Raw genomic sequence first — 22,750 nt, forward strand, 5'->3', positions numbered from 1 at the left:
GGCTGCTGTCGTTTGGTCGCGACCAGGGAAAAATGTGCCGTAACCCTCGATTTTTATTGTGCCTATACTGTAACGTCGTGGCAGTGAGACGCTCTAAGTCACTGATTACGCAAATAACCCCGCTACGGGGTGAATAATAAAGGGCACACTAAGGAGAAATCTTATGTCCAAATCGATGAAAACCCCGTTTGCTGCTGCGATTGGCGCTGCTTTCCTGGCATCTGCGGCCATGTCGTCCTCTGCGTTGGCAGCGGAAAACCCTTTCTCTGCTCAGGAATTAAGCAGCGGTTACAATCTGGCCGACAACCACGCCGAAGGTAAGTGTGGCGAAGGCAAGTGCGGTGAAGGCAAAGCCAAGAAAGAAGGCAAGTGCGGCGAAGGCAAGTGCGGTGAAGGCAAATGCGGCGGCGACAAAGCCAAGAAAGAAGGCAAATGTGGCGAAGGCAAGTGCGGTGAAGGCAAGTGCGGCGGCGACAATGCCAAGAAAGACAAAGCCAAGAAAGAAGGCAAGTGTGGCGAAGGCAAGTGCGGTGGTGCGGCCTGAGCTGACTAGCGGGAGTTACTTGTGACGTCATCCGTTATAACGTCTCCCCCCAACCGGCGCTTGGCGCCGGTTTGGGTTTAAGGCGATCGGAAATGCAATCGTTTCGTGTGCTCACCCCGCGCGATGTGGATTTCATGGAAGTGGCACCTGAAAACTGGATCGGCGTGGGCGGCCGGTTCGGTGAGCAATTCCGGGATTACACCCGGCAATTTCCGTTTTACGCCCACGGATTATCATTATCCATTGGCAGTCCATCGCCACTGGACACCGGCCTGATTGAACGGATCAGACATTTCCTCGACCAGCATGCGGTGCGCGCTTATAGCGAACACCTGAGCTACTGCAGTGACGAGGGTCATTTGTACGATTTGCTGCCGATTCCTTTTACGGAGGAGGCGGTGCATTACGTGGCAGCGCGGGTGCGCGAGGTGCAGGACAGGCTTGGCCGACGGATTGCGTTGGAAAATGTGTCCTACTATCTGACTGCCGGTCAGGACCTCACCGAGCTGGAATTTATCAACGCAGTGCTGACCGAAGCCGATTGTGATCTGTTGCTGGATGTTAATAACATCTATGTCAACAGCATCAATCACCGCTATGACCCCATGGCATTTTTGCGTGGATTGCCCGGTGAGCGCACCGCTTACTACCATATCGCCGGCCACTACGATGAGGCCGACGACCTGAAAGTGGATACCCACGGCGCCGACGTGATAGCCCCCGTGTGGGACCTCTTGTTGGAAGCGTATCTCTTGTACGGCGTTAAACCCACGCTTTTAGAGCGCGACTTCAATATCCCGCCCGTGCCGGAGTTATTGGCGGAACTGAATCAGGTCAAACAAATACAGCATCAGGCGTTGTCCTTGGGTGCGAAGGATTGTCGACCGCAGCGGGTAAACGGGTAGCAGCGCGCATGGCAACGTCCTCCCCTCTGGCTGAACAACAGGTGGCGCTGACGCGTTATCTGCGCAACCCTGAACAGGAAGTGCCGCCCCAGGGCATGGAGCCCAGACGGCTGAAAATCTATGAAGAACTTCTGTTCAACAATGTAGAAGGCTTCCTCAACAGCGGCTTTCCCGTGTTCCGCTCCCTGTTGGCCGATGATGACTGGGTTCACTTAGTGAGGCAGTTCTTTGTGCTCCACCGGGCACACACGCCTTATTTCCTCGAGATCGGAGAAGAGTTCCGTACGTTCATCGATGGTGTTGATCTGGCCGGATTCGGCTTGCCGGCATTTGTGCCGGAGCTGCTTCACTACGAATGGGTGGAGCTGGCACTGGATGTCTCGGATGCGGTCCTGCCACCTGAACGGGACCAACAGGTGGATCACGTCTGCCGCTTGCAGCTGTCACCACTGGCCGTGGTGCTGGCCTACCACTACCCGGTACAACAAATCGGGCCAGGTTATCAGCCCGGTTCGCCGCCGGCGCAACCGACCTTTTTAGCGGTGCACCGGGATCGCAGTCACAGAGTCCGTTTTGTCGCCCTCAATGGACTTACCTATGCCTTGCTGAATAGCATTGAGCAGTCGGATGAGGCGGGCATCAGCCTGGGCGAACTGGCCTCGTCACTTTACCCGCTGGTGCACGGAACCCAGGCCGAGCCGATGCCGGACGTGTTCCAGGAGCAGGTGAAATCTACCCTTCAGCAATTGGCAGACCAACAGATATTGTTCATTTGCTAATTCAGGGTGGCCGTCTATGCTGAGTTGCAATCGGGTTTTTTGACAGTTTTGTGACAACGGCGACGCAGCACCTCATACATTGCTATTAGAAAAATTTTTTTTATCCAAATTAGTTTTAACCTCGACGCCCCTGTCATTTTTCTGCAATATTCCGCCGCCAGAATGCATGGCCATCCGGTGAAGACATTCTCGGAAGACGCCGCCCGGCTTATGCGAACCGGGTTGGCGGATCTGAACTTCCTATTAGCAAAGGGGACAAACCATGAAATTCACTCAAAAATTGCTGCCATTTGCCATCGCGGCGGTTCTGCCCGCAGCAGCCCTGGCAGAGGGCCCGATTGACGGCACCATCTACGGAAAAATCAACCTGAGCGTTGAAAGCCAGGACGAAGCGGGTGAAACCGTTCAGGCGCTGGAAAGCAATGCGTCGCGTTTGGGTTTCAAAGGCAAGACTGCGCTGAACGACGGCCTGTCTGTGATTTATCAGTTGGAATACGAAGTGGACCCCGATGCGGGCGAAGACGTATTCAAGCAGCGTAACAGCTACGTGGGTCTGGCCGGTGGCTTCGGTACCGTGATCGCCGGTAACCACGACACGCCCACCAAACTGCTGCAAAACAAAGTAGACCTGTTCAACGACCTGCAGGGTGATATCAAAAGCATCATCACCAAGAGCGAAAAGCGCGCACCCAACACCGTGATGTACAGCACGCCTGAAATGGGTGGTTTCTTCGCCCAGGGCGCCTACATCATGAGTGAAGACGAAACCGTTGATGACGGTTCCTCTCTGGCGGCCGGTTGGCAAAACGACCTGCTGTACGTGGGCGTGAGCTACGACACCGATGTGCGCGCACAGGATTCCAATGTAATCCGTGCCGTGGTTCAGGCAAACCTGGGTGACTTCCAGGTGGGTGCTTTGGTTGAAAGCGATGACACCGCCAACGTTGAAAACGATGGCTGGATGCTGAGCGGCCAGTACAAGTTAGGCAGCTGGGCACTGAAAGCCCAATATGGTCAGTCTGACATTGCTGCTGCTGGCGGCGAAACCTACTCATTGGGTGCCGATTACAAGCTGGCTAAAAACACCAAGGTGTTCGGTTTCTATACGAACGAAACCGCTGATAGCGCAGCCAGAGAAGCCGATTACTTTGGTATCGGTATGGAACACAAATTCTGATTTCATTGTCGGATGCGTGTAAAAAAGGGTGCCTGGCACCCTTTTTTTATGGCTGGAGAAAACACCATGAACAGATTGATTTTGTTGTTGTGTCTTGGCGCAGCCTTGCCCGTGGTGGCGGAGCAGCGCCTGGACGAAGCGGGCAGGCCGTGTGAAGAAGCGGTAGACCTGGCGGAGCGCGGCCAGTTTCACCGGTTGCATTTTGAGTGCGCGCAAAAGCCGGAAAAGGCCTATGACGTCCCATCGCCGGAAGCCGGGGAACCGGTTCACGTCCCGGGCGCTGAGTATCACGCCAAAGCGTCGTTTGCCAATGCAGAGAGTGTCTCCGATGCGGTTAACGAGCTGTTCAGCCAGATGATGACCCACTGCCCCAAGGGGTGGCAAAAGGATCGGGAATGGGTGGAAGCTACTAATGAAGGCTTCGCGCTTTTTTACCAATTCACCTGTAGCGACCTGTAACATCCCGCCACGTGCTATCTCTTCAATAGCCAAACGCCTACAATAGCGCCGGATTAACGGCCGCGGGGCGGCTCGAGCGTAAGGAAAGGAGTGATTTGATGGCTAGTTGGCGGGTACTGACTCGGTCACTGGTATTGCTGATGGCAATGTCTGCCCTGTCGGCAGGGGCAAATGAAACGGCCACCGAGGTTGACCCGTGGGAAGGTTTCAACCGCGCTATGTTCAGCTTCAACACCGGGCTGGACGATTACATTATGCGCCCGCTGGCCAAGGGCTACCGCGCCGTGCTGCCCGATCCGGTTGAAACCGGTGTCGATAATGTGTTCCTGAATCTGCGCGAAATCACCAACGTATTCAACGATATTCTGCAGTGGAAATGGGACAAGGCTGCCAATGATACGGCGCGCTTCCTGATCAATACCACCGTGGGGGTGGCGGGCGTTTTTGACGTGGCCGGACACTTTGGTCTGTTGCGGGGCGATGGCGAAGATTTTGGCCAGACTCTGGCTGTGTGGGGGGTAGGACAGGGGCCTTACATGATGTTGCCATTCCTGGGCCCATCCACCCTGCGTCGCACCGTTGCTATCCCACTCGACCTGGATACCTTGCCGATTGTGCAAATCAAGGACATTGCCACCCGCAACTCGGTGTTGGCATTCCGCTTTGTGGCATTGCGGGCGCAATTGTTGCCGTTTGAAGAAACGATTACCGGCGACAGCTATATTTTCATTCGCGATGCCTACCTGCAGAACCGTCAGTTCCTGATCAATGACGGTGTGGTAGAAGATGACTTCGGCGGTGATTTCGACGAATACGGAGATTATTGAGGAGCGGGTTCTGTGGGATCAACTCTGTGGGAGCGGCTTCCTAGCCGCGAATGGGCTGGCACTGAACCCCTTCGCGGCTAGGAAGCCGCTCCCACAGAAGGCGCGTCCGCTGAAAAAACCGCTGTAACAGAATCGGATGGTCTACTCGCCGCGCCAACAAGAATCCAAAAAAGGGGCCAAGGCCCCTTTTTTCATCCGATCAGTTCATCGATCTCCAGTCCCAGTGTGCAGGTCTCATTCGGACCTGCATGCACTCTGGCCACGTGGGCTTTGGCCCGCAGCATGGGGCTATGGCCGTGACTGGAGCTGAGGCTGATGGTGAGCTGGGTGCCTACCGGTAACGCTTTGTCGATCTCCACCGCCATGCCGCCACCGCTCAGGTCGCTGCAAAATCCCTGCAATTCGGCATCATCCGACGTGTGGATTTCAACGGGGGAATCAATGCGCATCCGGATGAAATTACGTTTTTCACTGTAGGCGCGATTGGCGAGACTCATAACATACTCCCTGCATGATAGAGGCGGTGGCCTCGTTTATTATAGTGCACGGGTAAGCATGAGGGGCTTGCCAGTGCCGAGGTGGATGCTTGTCTTGCGGGCGCCTGACTAACCTCACTAACCTGAGGGGTTGCGGGCCAGAGGGATTGCGGGGCGCCAAGTGTGTTTTTTGCACAACTTGGACAGTAACGATACACCTGAATTCGTGCTTTGCACAGCTTGAATCCGGGTGATCTTGGGAGTAGGGTTAGGGGTTTCCCGCTTTCTGAATCGCTGCATTGTGTTCTGGCCATATCCTGGGCCGCCAATGTTTGCTCTGTGCGAGTTAACTGCGTGGTTATGACTACAGCTGAGCAGCGCCGGCTGCTCATCATCGACGATGACGCCATCGTGCGTCAGAGCATAGTGATGTATCTGGTGGACAGTGGCTTTCACGTGGTGGAAGCCGCCAACGGGCAGGAAGGCCTGAATCTGTTCAGCGAGCTCACGCCCGATCTGGTTCTCACCGATTTGCGCATGCCGGGCATGGATGGCCTCCAGGTATTGCGTGCTATCCATGAATTCTCGCCTGAAACCCCGGTGATTGTGGTGTCCGGGGCAGGCGTGGTGACCGATGTGGTGGAAGCGCTGCGGTTAGGTGCCAGCGATTACCTGATCAAACCCGTGGTCGACATGGAAATGCTGGTCCATGCCATCAATAAATCTCTTGAGCGCCGCGATTTACTGGCGGATAACCGCCGCTACCGGAGCCAGTTGGAGTCGGTGAACAAAGACCTGCGCGAGCACCTGCGGGTACTGGAGCGCGACCAACAGGCCGGCCGCCAGGTCCAGCGGCGTTTGTTGCCGCGCCGGCCGCAAACCCGCGGCGAATACCATATTGCTTATCATATAGAGCCCTCCTTGTACCTGAGTGGCGATTTCATCGATTACGCATTTCTGGGCAATCGTTACCTGGCGTTCTACCTGGCAGATGTGTCGGGTCATGGCGCCAGTTCGGCGTTCGTGACCGTATGGCTGAAGCATCTGGTGACCCGCCTGGTGCGCGAAGAGGAGCTGTACAACGACGCCAGCAGTTTTGAGCAGGGCCCGGGCTATTTGCTGGAAGTGATCAATCGCGAGCTGTTGGAAACCAGTCTTGGCCACCATCTCACCCTGTTTACCGGTGTTATCGATACCCATACCCACGAAATGCGTTATGCCATTGCAGGGCACCTGCCGATGCCGGTGATGGTGACGCCGGATGGTGCCGACTTTTTACCGGGCGAAGGCAAAGCAGTGGGGATTTTCAAAGATGCCGAATGGGCGGTTTTTTCGCTGAGCCTGCCGCCTCAATTTGCGCTGATCGCGCTGTCCGATGGCATTCTGGAAGTCCTGCCCGAGGGCGATCTGGCGCAAAAAGAAGTTGAATTGTTGCGCCGGCTGAGTAACATGCCGCGCACTGTTGACGCAGTGTGCCAGACCCTGGGGGTTGGCTCGCTGCAGGAAGCTCCCGACGACATAGCCGTGTTGTCCCTGTCTCGAGGACTGGAGAGTGCGTGAAGGCCAGATCCTGGTGGCTGACCACCAGGGTGTCTATGTAATCAAACTCACGGGCGATGTGCGCCTGACCCTGTGTATCTCGTTTGATGCCTTTATCGAGCGCATGTTCGGCGATCCGTCATTTGTGTCAGTGGTCTTCGATCTGATCGAAGCGCAGGCCATTGATTCCACCACCTTGGGCCTGATGGCCAAAATCTCCCTGATGGCGCAGGAGCGTTTCCGGCTGGTGCCTACCCTGGTCAGCAACAATCCCTCTATCGATCGCATTCTTCAAACCATGGGATTTTCCGAGATTTTCTGCATCGTCAAAGAAGGCGATGCGGATATCCGGGGCGCGGAAGCCCTGTGTGCAGATTGCGCCGATGAAGGTGAGGTGAAACAACGGGTGCTGGAGGCGCACAAAATTCTGGTGGGCCTCAATGCCACCAATCAGGAAGCCTTCAAAGACCTGATTGCCAGTCTCGAAGACGACTGATTATTCCCGGGCCAGAACCTTGGCGCGGATAAACTCGCTGTGCGGCAGGTACATTAATTCGGCCAGTTTCCGGATAGTGTGTTCTTCGTAACGATCCAGATTGCCATCGGCATAGGCCAGCTGCCACATGGCCAGCACCAGTTCAAACTTCTGCTCTGGCTCGAATTCCGCGTTGATGACCCGGGTAAATTCAAAGTGCGAGACCGCATCGGATTGCGCCTGCCGGGCCCGTTCGATCATGGCCTTGGTTTCCGCCGGGCTCAGCCCGAATGTGCGCTCGATGGCCCGGCACAGGCTGGCGGTTTCAGCCTCATCCAGATGGCCGTCGGCCATGCCCACTTCCACCAGCAGCGCAATCGCCGCCAGCTGATGACAGGGTTTGGCTTCGATGGCGGGGGTGTCGAATAATTGTTTCAGCAGGTCAACAATCACAGTCGGCTCCGGATAGGTTCGAGCGCGCGGTAAACCAATTCCGCATCGGCGCCGGGCTTGTGGGCCTCGGCGCTGATAATCCGACGGAATTGCTTGCCGCCGGGCTGGCCATGAAACAGGCCCAACAGGTGACGGGTGATGTGGTGCAATCGCATACCGGCGCTCAGTTGCTTGTCGATGTAGCCCATCATCTGGTCAATCACGGCCAGGCGATCGATGGTTACCGGGGGCTGGCCGTAAATGGCGGCGTCCACCTCGCTCAGCAGCCAGGGATTGTGGTAGGCCTCGCGCCCGACCATCACGCCATCCACATGCGCCAATTGGGCCTGGCAATCGGCCAGGGTTTTGAGCCCGCCATTGATAATGATCTCCAGATCCGGGAATTCCTGTTTCAGTTTGTGTACCCGATCGTAATTGAGCGGCGGAATTTCCCGGTTTTCTTTCGGACTGAGGCCCTTCAGCCAGGCCTTGCGCGCATGCACGATAAAGGTGACGCACCCGGTGGCGGCGATGGGTGCAACAAAGTCCAGCAAGCCCTGATCATCGTCCATATCATCGATGCCAATGCGGTGTTTGACCGTCACCGGAATCTGTACCGCATCCTGCATGGCTTTGATGCAGTCGGCCACCAACTGTGGCTGTGCCATCAGGCAGGCGCCAATCATGCCGTTTTGGACCCGGTCTGACGGGCAGCCGCAATTCAGGTTCACTTCGTCATACCCCCAGCTTTCGGCCATTTGCGCACAGGCGGCCAGTTCCTGCGGGTTGCTGCCGCCCAGCTGCAATGCAACCGGATGTTCTTCCGGGTTGTAGTTGAGAAAGCGTTCGCGGTCGCCGTGGATCAGTGCGCCGGTGGTGACCATTTCGGTGTACAAAAACGCCTGCTTGCTCAACAGGCGCCAGAAGTAACGGCAATGGCGATCGGACCACTCCATCATGGGGGCGAGCGAAAATGCGCGTGGACTGATAGGCATACTAAAGCGGTAAAAATGACTGAGTTAGCGCCCCATTTTACCGTTTCCTACGCCGAAATTGGGAATCTGTGAGGTAGGTGTTTTAAAATACGGGGTCAACTGGTTAAACTGCGCCGCGTTTCAACCAGCACAACCAATCCATGCAAAGCACCACTATTGCCAGTAAGCCCATGACAACGAGCCCCTCGCGCCCCAAGGTCCTGAATCACCGGGCCAGCCGAACCGCGGAACAGTTGTATTTTCTGTTTCAGGGCGCTTATCGTCAGGAGGCGCGCTTGATTGGTGTGGGTGCCAGCGCCTATTTTGCCCCTTTGCAACGCGATGCGGCAGCGATCCGGCTTGCACCCTCACGCATGGTGGGGGTGGAGCAGGGCGGTGAAGTGATTGCCGTAGCCGAACTGATCGAACCCAGCAGCGCGCAGTCTTATTGCCTGATTCAGGGCTTGGCGGTTGAGCGCAATCATCAGGGCAAGGGCCTGGCCAAACGCGTATTGGGTGCCGTAATCAATACCTACCATAAAAAGGGTGTTGCACTCCGGGTAAAGACCGCCGTCGCAAACAAACCGGCCCAAAGTCTTTATTCCGCCCTCAAATTCCGGACTGTCGACCGTGAACAGGCTCACGGTGTCGACATTCTGGTCATGGAGTACCAGGCCGACTGAAGGCCGGTTTTGCTGACCGTTCCGACCACTCTGGTCAATTTTGCAACCCAAGCTGGTTTCTTTTGCCATTGAGCCGCGAGCGCCATTGCGGGAGTCTATAGTACTTAGGCTCTCCGCCTCTGTGCGCATGGCGTGCAGGGCAGGGCTGGGTGCAACCCGGAATAAAACCCACGCAACCGTGGCTATAACGAGGAACCTCCATGATTTATTCAGGCAAGGCGATCACTGTACGCGCGCTGGACAATGGCATAGCGGAGCTGTGTTTTGATCTGGCTGACGACTCCGTCAATAAATTCAACCAACTGACGCTGGCCGAGCTGAAAGATGCCACGGCGGCTGTGGCGGCTGACAAAAGCATCAAGGGCCTGCTGGTTACCAGTGGCAAAGATTGCTTTATCGTGGGGGCCGACATCACTGAATTTGGCGCCAACTTCTCCAAGTCCGAAGAAGACATCGCCGCCGAGGTGTTTGAAACCAACAAGATCTTTAATGCGGTGGAAGACCTGCCTATTCCCACCGTGACTGCCATCAACGGCGTGGCGCTGGGTGGCGGTCTGGAAATGGCCCTGGCCACCGACTACCGCGTGCTGGCCGAAGGCGTGAAAATCGGCCTGCCGGAAGTGAAGCTGGGCATCATGCCGGGCTTTGGTGGTTCTGTTCGTCTGCCGCGCATCATCGGTGCGGATAACGCCATCGAGTGGATTGCCGGCGGTAGCGAGAACCGTGCGGAAAAAGCCTTTGCCGACGGCGCTGTCGATGCGCTGGTTGCACCGGCATTGCTGCGCGATGCAGCGATCGATTTGCTGAATCGTGCCATCAGCGGCGAGCTGGATTACAAAGCCAAGCGCCAGGAAAAACTGGAAAAGCTCAAGATCAACGACATCGAATCCCTGATGGTGTTTGAAACCGCCAAGGGCTTCGTAGCCGGTAAAGCGGGCAAGCATTACCCTGCGCCGGTAACCGCCGTAAAATCCATGCAGAAAAACTCCACCCTGGGTCGCGACGACGCACTTAAAGTAGAAGCTGCCAGCATTGGTAAGCTGGCAAAAACCGGCGCTGCTGCAAGCCTGGTAAGCCTGTTCCTGGGTGACCAGATGCTGATGAAAAAAGGCAAGAAGCAAGCCGCCGGCGCGAAGAAAATCGAGCAAGGTGCTGTGCTGGGTGCCGGTATCATGGGTGGCGGTATTGCTTACCAGTCGGCCTACAAAGGCACGCCCATCATGATGAAAGACATCGCCCAGGCGGGTCTGGATCTGGGCATGGGCGAAGCCGCCAAGCTGTTGTCCAAACTGGTTGAGCGCGGTCGCATGACCACCGACAAAATGGCTAAAGTACTGACCGCCATTACGCCGACGCTCAGTTACGAAGGCATCGACAAAGCCGATGTGGTGGTGGAAGCCGTGGTGGAAAACCCCAAGGTCAAACACGCCGTGTTGGCAGAAGTGGAAGGCAAAATGCGCGCGGATGCCATTCTGTCATCAAACACCTCCACCATTTCTATCGATTATCTGGCGCAGCCACTCAAGCGCCCGGAAAATTTCTGCGGCATGCACTTCTTTAACCCGGTGCACAAGATGCCATTGGTGGAAGTGATCCGCGGTGCCAAAACCTCCGACACCGCCGTGGCGGCGACCGTGGGTTACGCACTGGCCATGGGCAAAAAGCCCGTTGTAGTCCGCGACTGCCCCGGCTTTTTGGTGAACCGCATCCTGTCGCCCTACATGGGCTGCTTTATGCAGATGGTTAACGAAGGCGCCGACTTCGTGCAGATCGACAAGGTCATGGAAAAATTCGGCTGGCCCATGGGCCCCGCTTACCTGTGTGACGTGGTGGGTATCGACACCGGTGTACACGCCGGCGAAACCATGAGCGAAGGCTTCCCCGATCGCATGAAGTACGACTTCAAAACTGCCAGCGAAGTGCTGTACGAGGCCAAGCGTTTTGGTCAGAAGAACGGCAAAGGCTATTACGCTTACGAGCTGGACAAAAAAGGTCGCCAGAAAAAAGTGGCCGACGAGTCTGTGTGGGCGCTGTTGAAAGATCATGTGGCACCGCGCAAGGACGTGTCTGATGAGGAAATCACCGAGCGCCTGATGGTCTCCCTGTGTCTGGAAGCGGTTCGCTGCCTGGAAGACGGCATTGTGGATTCTGCCACCGAACTGGATATGGCACTCATATACGGCATTGGTTTCCCACCCTTCCTGGGCGGCGCCATCCGTTATATGGAGTCCATGGGCCTGGCTAACTTTGTGGCCATCGCCGACAAATACGCGCACCTTGGCGGCTTGTACAAGGTGACCGATCAACTGCGCGCCAAGGCGGAAGCCGGCCAGAGCTACTTCGCCTAAGGAGAAATGAACATGAGCTTAAATCCAAGAGATGCCGTTATTGTCGATTGCGGTCGTACGGCCATGGGGCGTTCCAAAGGCGGCGTATTCCGTTTCACCCGTGCCGAAGATCTGTCGGCCGATCTGGTGAACTCACTGCTGGAACGTAACCCCAAGGTTGATCCGGCAGAAGTGGAAGATGTGATCTGGGGCTGTGTGAACCAGACCAAAGAACAAGGCTGGAACATCGCGCGCATGATGTCGCTGATGACCAAAATTCCACACACTGCAGCCGGCCAGACTGTGAGCCGTTTGTGCGGTTCTTCCATGAGTGCACTGCACACGGCGGCGCAGGCCATTCAGACCAACAATGGTGATGTATTCATCGTGGGTGGTGTGGAGCACATGGGCCACCTGCCCATGGATCACGGTGTAGATCCCAACCCGCGTTTGTCCAAGCACGCCGCCAAGGCGGCGGGCATGATGGGCCTGACCGCCGAATTCCTGGCCCTGATGCACGGCATGAGCCGCGAGCAGCAGGACGCCTTCGGTGAGCGCTCCCATCGTCTGGCCCACAAAGCCACATTGGAGGGTAAATTCGCCCGCGAAATCCTGGCCCGCGAAGGCCACGATGCCAATGGCTTCAAAATCATGGTGAGCACCGACGAAACCATTCGTCCGGAAACCACCGTGGAAGGTCTGGCAAAACTGCCACCGGCGTTCAATCCCAAAGGTGGCACCGTGACCGCCGGTACCTCCTCACAGATTTCCGACGGCGCCAGCTGTATGATTGTGATGAGTGCCGAGCGCGCCGAAGCCCTGGGCATTCAGCCCATTGCGGTGATCCGCGCCATGGCCGTTGCCGGTGTTGATCCGTCCATTATGGGTTACGGCCCTGTGCCTTCCACCCAAAAAGCGCTCAAGCGTGCCGGCCTCAGCATGGACGACATTGAAATCGTCGAACTGAACGAAGCCTTTGCCGCGCAAGCCCTGCCGGTACTGAAAGACCTGGGCATCCTCGACAAAATGGATGACAAGGTTAACCTGCACGGCGGCGCCATCGCACTGGGTCACCCCTTTGGTTGCTCTGGTACCCGTATCACCACCACGCTGTTGAACGTCATGGCCGACAAAGACGCTACCTTCGGTGTGTCTACCATGTGCGTGGGTCTGGGCCAGGGTATCACCACCGTCATCGAGCGCTTGAAATAAGCACTCAGTAGTCAGTTGCTTCTTCGGTTGTTTAACCCCAACCGTTCTGTTTAAACCGGCCTTGTGCCGGTTTTTTTTACCTTCACCGATTTTAAGTGGGGCATGCGTGGCATTGCCCATAGGCCTTGTATCCATGTCATCCCCAAAACGTCCCAATGATGAACAAACAAGGGGGATCCCCCTAGTGTTATCTTCACTATACTGACACCAGTCCAGAAAAATAAATGTTGGTTACAGGGGCCGATTGGAGGGAACCATTAAGTCATGTTTCGGACTATTCGATATGTCGTTTCCGCATTTAGCGTGCTTATGCCCGCAGTGGCAGTGGCTATGGATGTACTGGTATTGCCCTCGCCTCAAGTGGCCACTGACGCGAGAAATGAATATAAAAACGCTGTGCTGTTGCGTGCGTTGGAGCTTACACGTCCCGAATTTGGCGATTTTGAGCTGAACTTGAATGGCCCGAAAATGAAACGCCTTCGGGCCCTGTCAGCCATCCGTACCGGCGAATTGATCAATACGTATTTTTCGGTTGAGAGTCCTGAGTGGGAAGAAAACGCTATTCGCATTGATGTCCCCATACGAAGGGGTATTGTGAATTATCGGTTGTTACTGGTGCACCGCGATAATGCCAACGTGATTGGCAGTGCAAACTCTGTGCAGGATCTGCGGCGCTTCACCGCTGGCGTGCAAAGTGATTGGTCAACCAAGGGATTTCTTGAGCGCTATGGTATGCCAACGGTAGCTGGAGAAAGTTACAAAGGGTTATTTGTCATGCTGGCTGAGAAACGCTTTGATTACCTGCTACGGGGTGTTCATGAAGTTTATCAAGAACTCGAGCATCGGGCAGATGTTCACGCGTCATTGGTGGTCGCGCCAGACATTGCACTCTACATGCCCTTGAGCACTTATACCTATGTATCTCCCGCATCGCCGCGCATCGCCGAGAGACTGACATTGGGTTTGAATCGCATGCTGCAAAGTGGTGAATTGAATGCCATGTTCAGGCAATACTTTCAGTCGGCGCTGGACAAGGCTGATTTATGTCAGCGCCGATTGCTGTTTTTCAGCGAGGAAGACAAACAACAACACGTTAATCGCTCGCTGGCATTTATTGATCCGTGCGAAGCGCAATCAGAATAATGCATGGCCAGCAGTCCTATGCAAGAGTGCTTCTCTTCTGTGGCTTGCGCGCACGTCAGATGCTCATCCGTTGGTCTGATCAACTGACGGTCACGTAGCTTCCGTAGGTTGAACGAGGTGATGTTATGGGTCGATTAATTGGGACTGTCTTTTTTCTACTGTCTTTCGCCGTTGCTGGCTGCTCTGCCATTCACCGCGCCGAAGAGGCCGTGGCAGATATCGAGCAGGGTGTTGAAATGACGCCTGCGTATGCGCTTACAGAGGCTCAGGCGCGAACGGTGGTACTCTCTGCCTTCCGTGACGGTTGGCCCGATAAAACGCCTGAGCCCCTGGCTCAGGAAACGCTGGGCTATGAAATTATGCTGCACTTTGTAATCGACCGGGAGCGTCTGATCGTCGAAGTCATGCCAGAGGCCGATGCCGTAGCTTTCCGGGTGACCAACCGCGGGACGGCGCCGGTAGTGGGCGTGCCCGCGCGTGAGAAGATGGTGCAGCTAATCAGGCAGAAAGCGGCGCAAGCGGCGGGCACAGCCCTCTAGCAGGGTAATCCGGTTTAGTTTTCCTGTACCTTGGTGCTAGACTGAGGCTTCTCTGGCCCGGTGTATCAACCATGAAAGGAGGCAGGTATGAACGAGCTCAAAGGATTGCTGTCTGTTATGGTGGCGCGCTCTGCATCTGATTTGTACGTCAATGCAGAGGCCAGGCCCACCTTGAAAATCGACAATCAATTTCACGCGCTCGCCGGTCCGGCGTTGCCGCGTGCGCAGGTGGATGCGCTGATCAATGACCTGCTCACCGATGAACAACGCCAGCAACTGCAGGCCGATAAAGGCCTGGATTTTGGCATGGGCTTTGATGGCGTCGGGCGTTTCCGGGTGAACGTTTACTTCCAGAAAGGCAGTCTGGCCATGGTGGTGCGTTATATCAAGGATCGCATACCGGCACTCAGTGAACTGGGATTACCCGATGTGTTGCACGACCTGGCGCTGGAAAGCCGGGGGCTGGTGTTGGTGGTGGGGGCCACAGGTACCGGTAAATCCACCACGCTGGCGTCGATGATCGACTTCCGCAATACTCACAGGCCCGGCCATATTCTCACGGTGGAAGACCCCATCGAATACACCCACCAGCACAAACAATCGCTGATCAGTCAGCGTGAAATTGGTATCGATACTCATAGCTATGCCGATGCCCTGCGTTTCGGTTTGCGCGAAGCGCCGGATGTGATCATGATTGGCGAAATCCGCGATCCGGAAACTGCCCGCCAGGCGCTGCGCTACGCTGAAACCGGGCACCTGTGTTTGTCCACCATGCATGCCAATAATGCGCACCAGGCCATCGACCGGATGCTCAATTTTTTCCCGCACGATGAACAAGTGCGCGTGCGTCAGGACCTGGCGCAGTACCTGTTGGGCATTGTCAGCCAGCGTCGCGCCACCGGCGTGGATGGCCGGCGGGTGACGCCGGTGGAGTTGTTGCTGAACTCGCCCTACATCGCCGAACTGATCGATAGCGGCAAGCATGAAAAAATCAAAGACGCCATGGCCTCCGGCGATAACCCCAATTGCCAGACCTTCGATGATTCGCTCTATCATCTGATTACTGCCGGCCGCATCAGCGAAGAGGAGGGCATGCGGTTGGCAGATTCGCGCATTAATCTGGCGTTGCGTTTCAAAATGGGCAAAGCCGAGAGTGGCAGCCGTTACCTGACGCCACAAAAGCATTGGCTTTCAAAATCCGTGGATTTTTCCCGCTTCAGAACGTTTGCAGTGCAGCCAGCAGGTGCGGGTTTGTCACGACGGCCAGACCTGGAAGCGATTCTGAAGCAGGCTATCGAATCCGGTTTTCGTGACCGGGGTTATGCGTTATCGCACGAAAAACCGGATCTTCTGGTGCGCTTTGGGTTTGGTGTGGGGCAGGCGCCAGAATGGGTGGCACCCGATGAATCAAGCGAGCTGCAAGTTGCTGAGCAGGGCGCGGGTCGCGGCATTCTGGTGGTGCAGGCAACCACGTCCGCCGGCAAACCTGTGTGGCATTTGATGGCATCGCGCACTACCGGTCAGCAGGCGCGGGACCAGCAGGAAATCAACGTGGAAATTGCCAGCTTACTCAGCTCCCTGCCGCTGGCACAAAAAGCCTCGCGTGCACGTGCGGTTACCGGTTGAGCGTACGGAAGGCCTGGTATTGCCAGTCGCGCATGGCCAGTACCAGTGTGGTGCCGTGTCGCTCGGCCACATCGAGTCTTGCATCGGCCTGATTCAGGCGCTCAAAATCAATAATCAATTGGTCCAGTTTGCGTTGAAGTTCCTGTTGGCCGGAGGTCGACAACATCCCGTTCAGTACATGCAATTTGTTTTCAGGTTTGGAAAAGTCAGCCTGAAATAATTCCCGTTGCAGCCGTTCCATAAAAAAGCGTTCAATAGGGCCACCTGGGCGCCAGCGGAAATTGGGTGAAATTTTCAATTTGATGCGGTTTTTGGGTAACAGGTCGATGACCTGCATGCGATCGAGTTTAGCCAACAGCTGTATGCATTGAGCTTCGGTCAGCTGATAGTGTTGGGTCAGGTCTTCCAGCCGCCAGCGATTCAATACGCACACGGTCACCAATAACATGGTGGCATCACTGGCAATGGTTTGTTCCTGCTCCAGTGTCAGCTGCTTTAACGCGGTTTGGCCGTGCATGGCCTGAAACAGATCGGAAATTTCCAGCCCCATCAGCCGGCAAATGCATTCCAGTTGCGGCAGATCGAAGCCGCGGGTACTGAATAGCCGTTTGATGCTGGCTTCCGACAGCGACAAGGCTTGCGCCACCTCCCGGTAGCGGATCTTGTGCGCCCGGAGCTGGGCTTTGAGGGTATCGAGCAGCGCGTCGGCCTGTGCCATGATGTTGCCTGGGGAGGTAAAGCGTTAAAAGGTATCGTTATTCGATACTTTATAGCAAGTTTTACACAACTTTTGTATAAAAGGTGGTGTTATTTTGGCTGTTGGGGCATCTTGCCGGGCATCCAATCGGTTTCCAAGGAGAGGCAGCATGCCCAAATTGACGGACTTCCGGGGCTTTGTACCCTATATTGCGGTAGTGTTTCTCAATGCGTTTGTGGACCTGGGCCACAAGATCATCATTCAGAACACCGTGTTCAAGGTGTATGACGGCAACCTGCAAATCGTCCTCACGGCGATTGTGAACAGCCTGATTCTGCTGCCCTTCATATTGCTCTTTTCGCCCTCCGGTTTTCTCTCCGATAAGTACCCCAAACACCAGATTATGCGGGTCAGCGCCTGGGCCGTGGTGGCGGTGACCCTGTTAATCACCCTCTGTTACTACCAGGGCTGGTTCTGGGCGGCGTTTGCCATGACCTTGCTGTTGGCAATACAGAGCGCTGTGTACAGCCCGGCCAAATATGGCTATATCAAGGAGCTGGTGGGCAAAGAGCCGTTAGCGCGCGCCAATGGCGTGGTGAATGCCACCAGTATCCTTGGCATTCTGATGGGCACCTTTGTGTTTTCCGCTCTGTTCGAATTGCTCCTGCCCGCTGACCTGCCGAAGGACCCCGATGCCTTGCTGACCTTTCTGGCGCCGCTGGGATGGGTTCTGGTGGCCTTGGCCTCACTCGAATTGTGGTTGGCCCACAAACTGGAAGATCGCTCAGAGCCGCGGCCGGAGAAAGTATTCCGCCTGTCTCGTTACGCAAAGTTTATCTATCTGCGCAAAAACCTGCGGCTGTTGCAATCCCGGCCGGCGATCTGGTTATCGATTATCGGCCTGGCGACTTTCTGGGCCATTTCCCAGGTGGTGCTGGCGGCGTTTCCGGCCTTTGCCAAGGAGTCTTTGGGGGAGACCAATACACTGGTGATTCAGGGCATTCTCGCCTGCACCGGCTTGGGCATTATGTTGGGCTCCGTGCTGGCAGGGCGTTTGTCGCGCAATTACATCGAAACCGGATTGATTCCCGTGGGGGCGCTGGGTCTGACGCTGGCGCTGTTTGTCATGCCGGGTCTGTCCAGCAGTATGGCGTTGGCCTTGTGCTTCCTGATTCTGGGCACCATGGGCGGCTTGTTTATTGTGCCACTCAACGCCCTGATCCAGTTTCATGCGGGCCCCGGCCAGTTGGGTACCATTCTGGCCGGCAATAACTGGATCCAGAACATTGCCATGCTGAGCTTTCTGGTGGTGACTGTCGTCTTTGCCGCCTTGCAATTCAGTGCGGCCTGGCTGCTTGGTGCCTTGGGTATCGTTGCGTTGCTGGGTGCAGGTTACACCCTGTGGAAGTTGCCTCATGCCTTTACCCGACTGCTGGTGGGTTTTTTGTTTCGCGGGCGTTACAGGATCGCGGTGGCCGGGTTTGAAAACCTGCCGTCGGAAGGCCCGGTATTGTTGCTGGGGAATCACATCAGCTGGATCGACTGGGCACTGGTACAAATTGCCTGTCCGCGGCCGGTGCGTTTTGTGATGCAACGGGAAATATACAACCAGCCGTTGTTAAAACCGTTCCTGAAAATCTTCGGCGTTATCCCCATTGCCAAGGGCCACAGTGAAGAGGCCTTGCAGGATATCAATCAGCTGTTGCGCCAGGGTGAAGTGGTGTGCCTGTTTCCCGAGGGCGCCATCAGCCGCAATGGCCAACTGGGGAAATTTCACACCGGTTTTGAACGGGCTGCTGCCGGCCTTGAAGAGGGTGTGATAGTACCGTTTTATTTGCATGGTTTATGGGGTAGCAAGTTCTCCCGCTCCAGTGAGCGTTTGCGTGAGCAGCGCGCGCCCGAAGGCACCCGACGAGATCTGATTGTGGCGTTTGGCGCACCCCTGCCCATCGATACCAAGGCGAGCGAACTAAAGCAGAAAGTGTTTGAGCTGTCGGCCAGTGTGTGGCAATTCCACAGCGAAAATTTCGGTAACCTGGCGGAAACACTGGTGCAGCAAATGCGGCGCCATTGGCGGCAGCTCGCCGTGGTGGGCCCTCGCGGTGATGGTGAGCGTTACGGCGCCCTGTTTGGTCGTGCGCTGGCCTTGGCGGGTGAGATCAAGCGACGGGATTTGTCTGGCAAGGTGTTGAGTCTCGCGGTCGATGATCCGGCTGAGCGCCTGGTCGCCCATATGGCAGCGATACTTTCTGGCGCATCCGTCATTGTAACCGCTGGTGATAACGGCGCGGAATCGACCGCCGTTGCTACCCTTGTTGGTCAGAAAAACGCTGTAAATACGGCTGGGACTGAACTGCCGGAAGTGCCTGTCTACGATGGCAATGTCAGCTTGATCCATCGGCTGTGCGCGCGCTTTTTGCCATTGAACCTGATGCTGTTCCTGTTTGGGCGAAGCGTTGGCAACGATGCGCCGGTGAGTTGGCATCAACACAACGGCCGCTGGATCAGTTTTTCCGGCAGGGATCTTTTGCTGAATAGCAAACAGGTCAGCGATATGCTGAATACGAAAGAAGACGATGTGGTTGGTTCTTTTGCCCCCAAAGATTCGGCATTTGCCTGGTTGATGGCAGAGCTGATGCCGTTGCTTGAAGGCATGCCACTGGTAAGCGAAGCACCCGACCAGACCCTGGCCATCGCAAAACGTGTTGCACGTTGTAAAGTGACATTGTTGTCGCTTTCCCGCCAGCAATTGTTGGCGATGCTCGCCGACGAAAGCGTTGAGCCGTTGATGTTCGAGTCTGTGCGCATGGTCATCGTGGAATATGCAGGGGCTGAACGCGCTGAATTAAACGCACTGGCTGAATCCTTCGAAGCCCGATTCAATCAGCCGGTTTACTTTGGTTTATCGGCAATGCCTGCGGTAGCGGTTGTGGCCGTCAATGTGCCCGATGCATTGGATACCGCTTATTGGCGTATTCAACGCGGGTATTGCGCCGGTAGCGCAGGACTGCCGTTGCCGGGGCAGAGTTTGCGGCTCGTTGAGTCAAACGCAGGCGCTGCGCTGGCTGTGGCGGTCAGCCCGGCCAGAGGCCGCCAGCTGGCACAGGAAGGTTATAGGGTAGAGCATGAGCAAGGACAGGATTGGCTGGGCCTCGATTTCGCGGCCAGCCTGGATCAGGAAGGTTTTGTCCATTGCTGAAAATTCTCCGTCCGGATTGTGGGCGGAAAAATAGGGCAGGCGGTTGAAAAATTTCTCGCGTGTTCAGGCTTTATCATTAAATTCAGTTGTTAGGGGTAATGTTTTTTTATCAAAAAAACTGCCCCATTATTTTCCAATGTTGCCCCGCTTTTGTGCTAATGCAAGATCACCCTTTGCAATAAATATTGTCGCTAAATAGCTGTGTCGCAATAATTGTTCTGCTGGCGCGTTTTTCCTTGAGCTGACGTACCAGTATGGCGTCAATGTTTCTTACATTTTTTTACATTTCTTGGCGTTTTATTTCTTTTTTCATTTTCTTTTTGTTTATTCAATCATTTTGTCATCGATGACCGGTTGGCGATTTTCAACTGCGCTAGCCTCGTTGCTTGTGGGTCGACATCTGTTGACGCGGGTGCTGAGCTGCAGGTCATGCGGAAGTAGGGGGCTGTCACTTCCCGTCAATAATCAATACAGGGATTTAATAATGACAATCAAAAAAAGGGGCAGTTGTCTGCCTTGGTTCTGGGTGTTGCCACTGTTGTGGGCGCACAGGCAGCAGAGCGGGTAGCACTGCAGGAGCGGCCGGATATCGTTGCCAATTTACTGGGCGCGCCCGCACTCATGTCACAAGCTTCCAGCCAGCAGGCGCTGGGATTGACCACCGGTGACGATCTTCAGGTACGTCGAACTTACACCGATGCCGACGGCTCGGTGACGATTCGCTATCAGCAAACGTATCAGGGTTTGCCCGTGATAGGCGATGACGTGGTCATCAGCCGGCACAGTACCGGTATGTTCAAACGCGCACACGGCGCGGTACTGCAAGGCATTGCCAGCGACGTGAGCATGCTTACGCCGCGCATGACAGCCGATGCGGCTATGTCAAAAGCCAAGGCACGTACCATGGCTGGCGCGACTGTCATGGCTAACCGGGCACCGGTCAGTTATGAAAACGAATCGTCCCGTTTAGCCATATGGCAAGATGCCGCTGGCCGTGCGCGTCTGGTGTACGAGCTGACCTATGTGCAATACGGCGACGAGCCTAGCCGCCCCTACATCATCATGGATGCCCTTACCGGCGCGGTGTTGGAAGAACGCGATAATCTGCAATTTGCCAATGCCCAGGGCCCCGGCGGCAACACCAAGACCGGCCAATATTATTACGGCACCGACTTCGGCTACCTGAATGTCAGCCAATCCGGTTCTACCTGTACCATGAACAATACCAACGTGAAAACCGTGAACCTCAATCACGGCACGTCGGGCAGTTCTGCGTTCAGTTTTACCTGCCCTGAAAATACGGTTAAATCCATCAACGGCGCTTACTCGCCGTTGAACGATGCCCACTACTTTGGTGGTGTGGTGTTTGATATGTACCAGGCCTATGTGGGTACGGCACCGTTGACGTTCCAGTTGCAAATGCGGGTTCATTATTCGAACAATTATGAAAACGCCTTCTGGAATGGCAGTGCCATGACCTTTGGTGACGGCGCCAGCTATTTCTATCCGCTGGTCAGTTTGGATGTCTCCGCGCATGAGGTGAGCCACGGGTTTACCGAGCAGAATTCCAATCTGGTTTATTCGGGTAAATCCGGTGGTCTGAACGAGGCGTTTTCAGATATGGCCGGTGAGGCGGCGGAATATTTCATGAAGGGCACCAACGATTGGTTGGTGGGTGCCGACATTTTCAAATCCTCCGGTGCTTTACGTTACATGAATAATCCGCCTCAGGATGGCAAATCCATTGGTCATCAATCGGATTACACCTCGGGTATGGATGTGCATTACAGCTCGGGCGTGTACAACAAGGCGTTCTATTTGCTGGCTACCACCAGCGGTTGGAATACCCAGAAAGCGTTCCAGGTTTACGCCCGTGCTAACCAGTTGTATTGGACCGCCAATACCAACTGGGATGTGGCGGGTAATGGCGTGCTGGATGCTGCCTGTGACCTTGGATTTAACACAGATGATGTCCAGGCTTCACTGGTGGCTGTGGGCATCAGTTCCAGCGCGAGCAACCCGGATTGCGGCGGTACCCCGCCACCACCACCCGGTGATAACGTGCTGACCAATGGTGTACCGGTCACTGGCTTATCCGCTACGACAGGCAATGACATTGTCTACACCATGCAAGTGCCCGCCGGCGCAACCAACATCAGCTTTAACATGAGCGGCGGTTCTGGTGATGCGGATATGTACATGAAATTCGGTTCTGCGCCTACCGACAGCAGCTATGATTGCCGTCCCTACCTGAGCGGCAACAATGAAACCTGTACCGGCACGGCAACCGGCGGCACTTACTATGTTCGCGTGAAGGCCTATTCCAGCTTCTCCGGCGTGACGCTTACCGGTAGCTTTACCGAAGGTGGCGGCGGTGGTGGTGCGGATCCGATCAATGAAACGGTATCCAATATTTCGGTTTCACGCAGCGCCTGGAAGTACTACACCGTCACTCTTGATGGCGCTTACAGCGAACTGAAAGTCACCATCAGTGGTGGCAGTGGCGATGCAGATCTGTATGTGCGTGCTGGCAACCAACCCACCACGTCATCTTATGACTGCCGTCCCTACCTGAATGGTAATAATGAAACCTGCACGTTCAATAACCCGCAGAGCGGTACCTGGCACATCGGTATCCGCGGTTATCGCGCCGCATCGGGTGTAACACTGAACTACACCGCAACACCGCAATAATCTCTCGCACAAATCTGTGCACCCTGGGGCAGGCAAACGCCTG

The 22,750-nt window shown here is 55.5% G+C and carries 20 protein-coding genes; 16 read left to right on the plus strand and 4 right to left on the minus strand.

All coding sequences use genetic code 11. The annotated features are described in order from the left end of the window. Positions 1 to 163 precede the first annotated feature (163 nt). The 6 genes from M5M_RS18150 (at position 164) to M5M_RS18175 (ending at position 4,691) form a co-directional block, all read left to right on the plus strand. On the plus strand, positions 164 to 544 hold the full coding sequence (locus tag M5M_RS18150; RefSeq protein WP_015048974.1) for an HvfA family oxazolone/thioamide-modified RiPP metallophore: 381 nt from the start codon (positions 164 to 166) through the stop codon (positions 542 to 544). A 29-nt stretch (positions 545 to 573) separates the two neighbouring features. After that, complete coding sequence (locus M5M_RS18155) at positions 574 to 1,449, plus strand: HvfB family MNIO-type RiPP peptide maturase (protein WP_476749548.1); 876 nt, start codon at positions 574 to 576, stop codon at positions 1,447 to 1,449. Positions 1,450 to 1,457: 8 nt separating this feature from the next. Then, the gene (locus tag M5M_RS18160; protein WP_015048976.1) at positions 1,458 to 2,228 is read left to right on the plus strand and encodes an HvfC family RiPP maturation protein; all 771 of its coding nucleotides are present in this window, start codon (positions 1,458 to 1,460) and stop codon (positions 2,226 to 2,228) included. A gap of 262 nt (positions 2,229 to 2,490) precedes the next feature. Further along, entirely contained in the window at positions 2,491 to 3,405 is a 915-nt protein-coding gene (locus M5M_RS18165) for a porin (RefSeq protein ID WP_015048977.1), read from the plus strand. A 66-nt stretch (positions 3,406 to 3,471) separates the two neighbouring features. Further along, the gene (locus tag M5M_RS18170) at positions 3,472 to 3,864 is read left to right on the plus strand and encodes a hypothetical protein (protein ID WP_015048978.1); all 393 of its coding nucleotides are present in this window, start codon (positions 3,472 to 3,474) and stop codon (positions 3,862 to 3,864) included. Positions 3,865 to 3,962: 98 nt separating this feature from the next. Beyond that, the gene (locus tag M5M_RS18175; protein ID WP_015048979.1) at positions 3,963 to 4,691 is read left to right on the plus strand and encodes an MlaA family lipoprotein; all 729 of its coding nucleotides are present in this window, start codon (positions 3,963 to 3,965) and stop codon (positions 4,689 to 4,691) included. Positions 4,692 to 4,882: 191 nt separating this feature from the next. On the opposite strand, the gene M5M_RS18180 is transcribed toward M5M_RS18175, so the two are convergent. Then, complete coding sequence (locus M5M_RS18180; RefSeq protein WP_015048980.1) at positions 4,883 to 5,188, minus strand: PilZ domain-containing protein; 306 nt, start codon at positions 5,186 to 5,188, stop codon at positions 4,883 to 4,885. 339 nt (positions 5,189 to 5,527) lie between these two features. Between M5M_RS18180 and M5M_RS18185 the strand changes: the two genes are divergently transcribed. Beyond that, entirely contained in the window at positions 5,528 to 6,727 is a 1,200-nt protein-coding gene (locus tag M5M_RS18185; protein ID WP_015048981.1) for a response regulator, read from the plus strand. Next, on the plus strand, positions 6,720 to 7,202 hold the full coding sequence (locus tag M5M_RS18190) for an STAS domain-containing protein (protein WP_015048982.1): 483 nt from the start codon (positions 6,720 to 6,722) through the stop codon (positions 7,200 to 7,202). Before M5M_RS18185 ends, M5M_RS18190 begins: the two co-directional genes overlap by 8 nt. On the opposite strand, the gene M5M_RS18195 is transcribed toward M5M_RS18190, so the two are convergent. Both M5M_RS18195 and dusA read right to left on the minus strand, forming a co-directional pair. Further along, positions 7,203 to 7,634 (minus strand): tellurite resistance TerB family protein, encoded by a 432-nt coding sequence (locus M5M_RS18195; RefSeq protein ID WP_015048983.1) that lies wholly within the window; start codon positions 7,632 to 7,634, stop codon positions 7,203 to 7,205. After that, entirely contained in the window at positions 7,631 to 8,608 is a 978-nt protein-coding gene (dusA, locus tag M5M_RS18200; protein ID WP_015048984.1) for a tRNA dihydrouridine(20/20a) synthase DusA, read from the minus strand. The genes M5M_RS18195 and dusA overlap by 4 nt, the downstream gene beginning before the upstream one ends. Positions 8,609 to 8,748: 140 nt before the next feature. Here dusA and M5M_RS18205 point away from each other — a divergent pair, with 140 nt between their 5' ends. The 6 genes from M5M_RS18205 to M5M_RS18230 all read left to right on the plus strand — a co-directional run bounded on the left by M5M_RS18205 (position 8,749) and on the right by M5M_RS18230 (position 16,117). Continuing rightward, a complete protein-coding gene (locus M5M_RS18205) occupies positions 8,749 to 9,270 on the plus strand; it encodes a GNAT family N-acetyltransferase (RefSeq protein ID WP_015048985.1) in 522 nt (173 codons plus the stop codon). Positions 9,271 to 9,470: 200 nt separating this feature from the next. Further along, positions 9,471 to 11,618: a fatty acid oxidation complex subunit alpha FadB gene (fadB, locus tag M5M_RS18210; RefSeq protein WP_015048986.1), complete on the plus strand. Its 2,148-nt coding sequence runs from the start codon at positions 9,471 to 9,473 to the stop codon at positions 11,616 to 11,618. Positions 11,619 to 11,630: 12 nt separating this feature from the next. Continuing rightward, a complete protein-coding gene (gene fadA, locus M5M_RS18215) occupies positions 11,631 to 12,809 on the plus strand; it encodes an acetyl-CoA C-acyltransferase FadA (protein WP_015048987.1) in 1,179 nt (392 codons plus the stop codon). Between the two features lie 309 nt (positions 12,810 to 13,118). Next, positions 13,119 to 13,952 carry a type 2 periplasmic-binding domain-containing protein gene (locus tag M5M_RS18220; protein WP_144062499.1) on the plus strand — a complete coding sequence of 278 codons (834 nt, stop codon included), beginning with the start codon at positions 13,119 to 13,121 and terminating at the stop codon, positions 13,950 to 13,952. A gap of 125 nt (positions 13,953 to 14,077) precedes the next feature. Beyond that, on the plus strand, positions 14,078 to 14,491 hold the full coding sequence (locus tag M5M_RS18225; protein ID WP_015048989.1) for a hypothetical protein: 414 nt from the start codon (positions 14,078 to 14,080) through the stop codon (positions 14,489 to 14,491). 87 nt (positions 14,492 to 14,578) lie between these two features. Continuing rightward, positions 14,579 to 16,117 (plus strand): PilT/PilU family type 4a pilus ATPase, encoded by a 1,539-nt coding sequence (locus M5M_RS18230; RefSeq protein WP_015048990.1) that lies wholly within the window; start codon positions 14,579 to 14,581, stop codon positions 16,115 to 16,117. On the opposite strand, the gene M5M_RS18235 is transcribed toward M5M_RS18230, so the two are convergent. Further along, a complete protein-coding gene (locus M5M_RS18235) occupies positions 16,107 to 16,835 on the minus strand; it encodes a helix-turn-helix domain-containing protein (RefSeq protein ID WP_015048991.1) in 729 nt (242 codons plus the stop codon). The genes M5M_RS18230 and M5M_RS18235 overlap by 11 nt on opposite strands. Positions 16,836 to 16,983: 148 nt before the next feature. Between M5M_RS18235 and M5M_RS18240 the strand changes: the two genes are divergently transcribed. Then, a complete protein-coding gene (locus M5M_RS18240; protein WP_015048992.1) occupies positions 16,984 to 20,013 on the plus strand; it encodes an MFS transporter in 3,030 nt (1,009 codons plus the stop codon). 507 nt (positions 20,014 to 20,520) lie between these two features. Then, on the plus strand, positions 20,521 to 22,707 hold the full coding sequence (locus M5M_RS18245; RefSeq protein WP_015048993.1) for a M4 family metallopeptidase: 2,187 nt from the start codon (positions 20,521 to 20,523) through the stop codon (positions 22,705 to 22,707). The last annotated feature ends 43 nt before the right edge of the window (positions 22,708 to 22,750 follow it).

It is taken from the genome of Simiduia agarivorans SA1 = DSM 21679, from assembly GCF_000305785.2.
GTDB classification, from domain to species: Bacteria; Pseudomonadota; Gammaproteobacteria; order Pseudomonadales; family Cellvibrionaceae; genus Simiduia; species Simiduia agarivorans.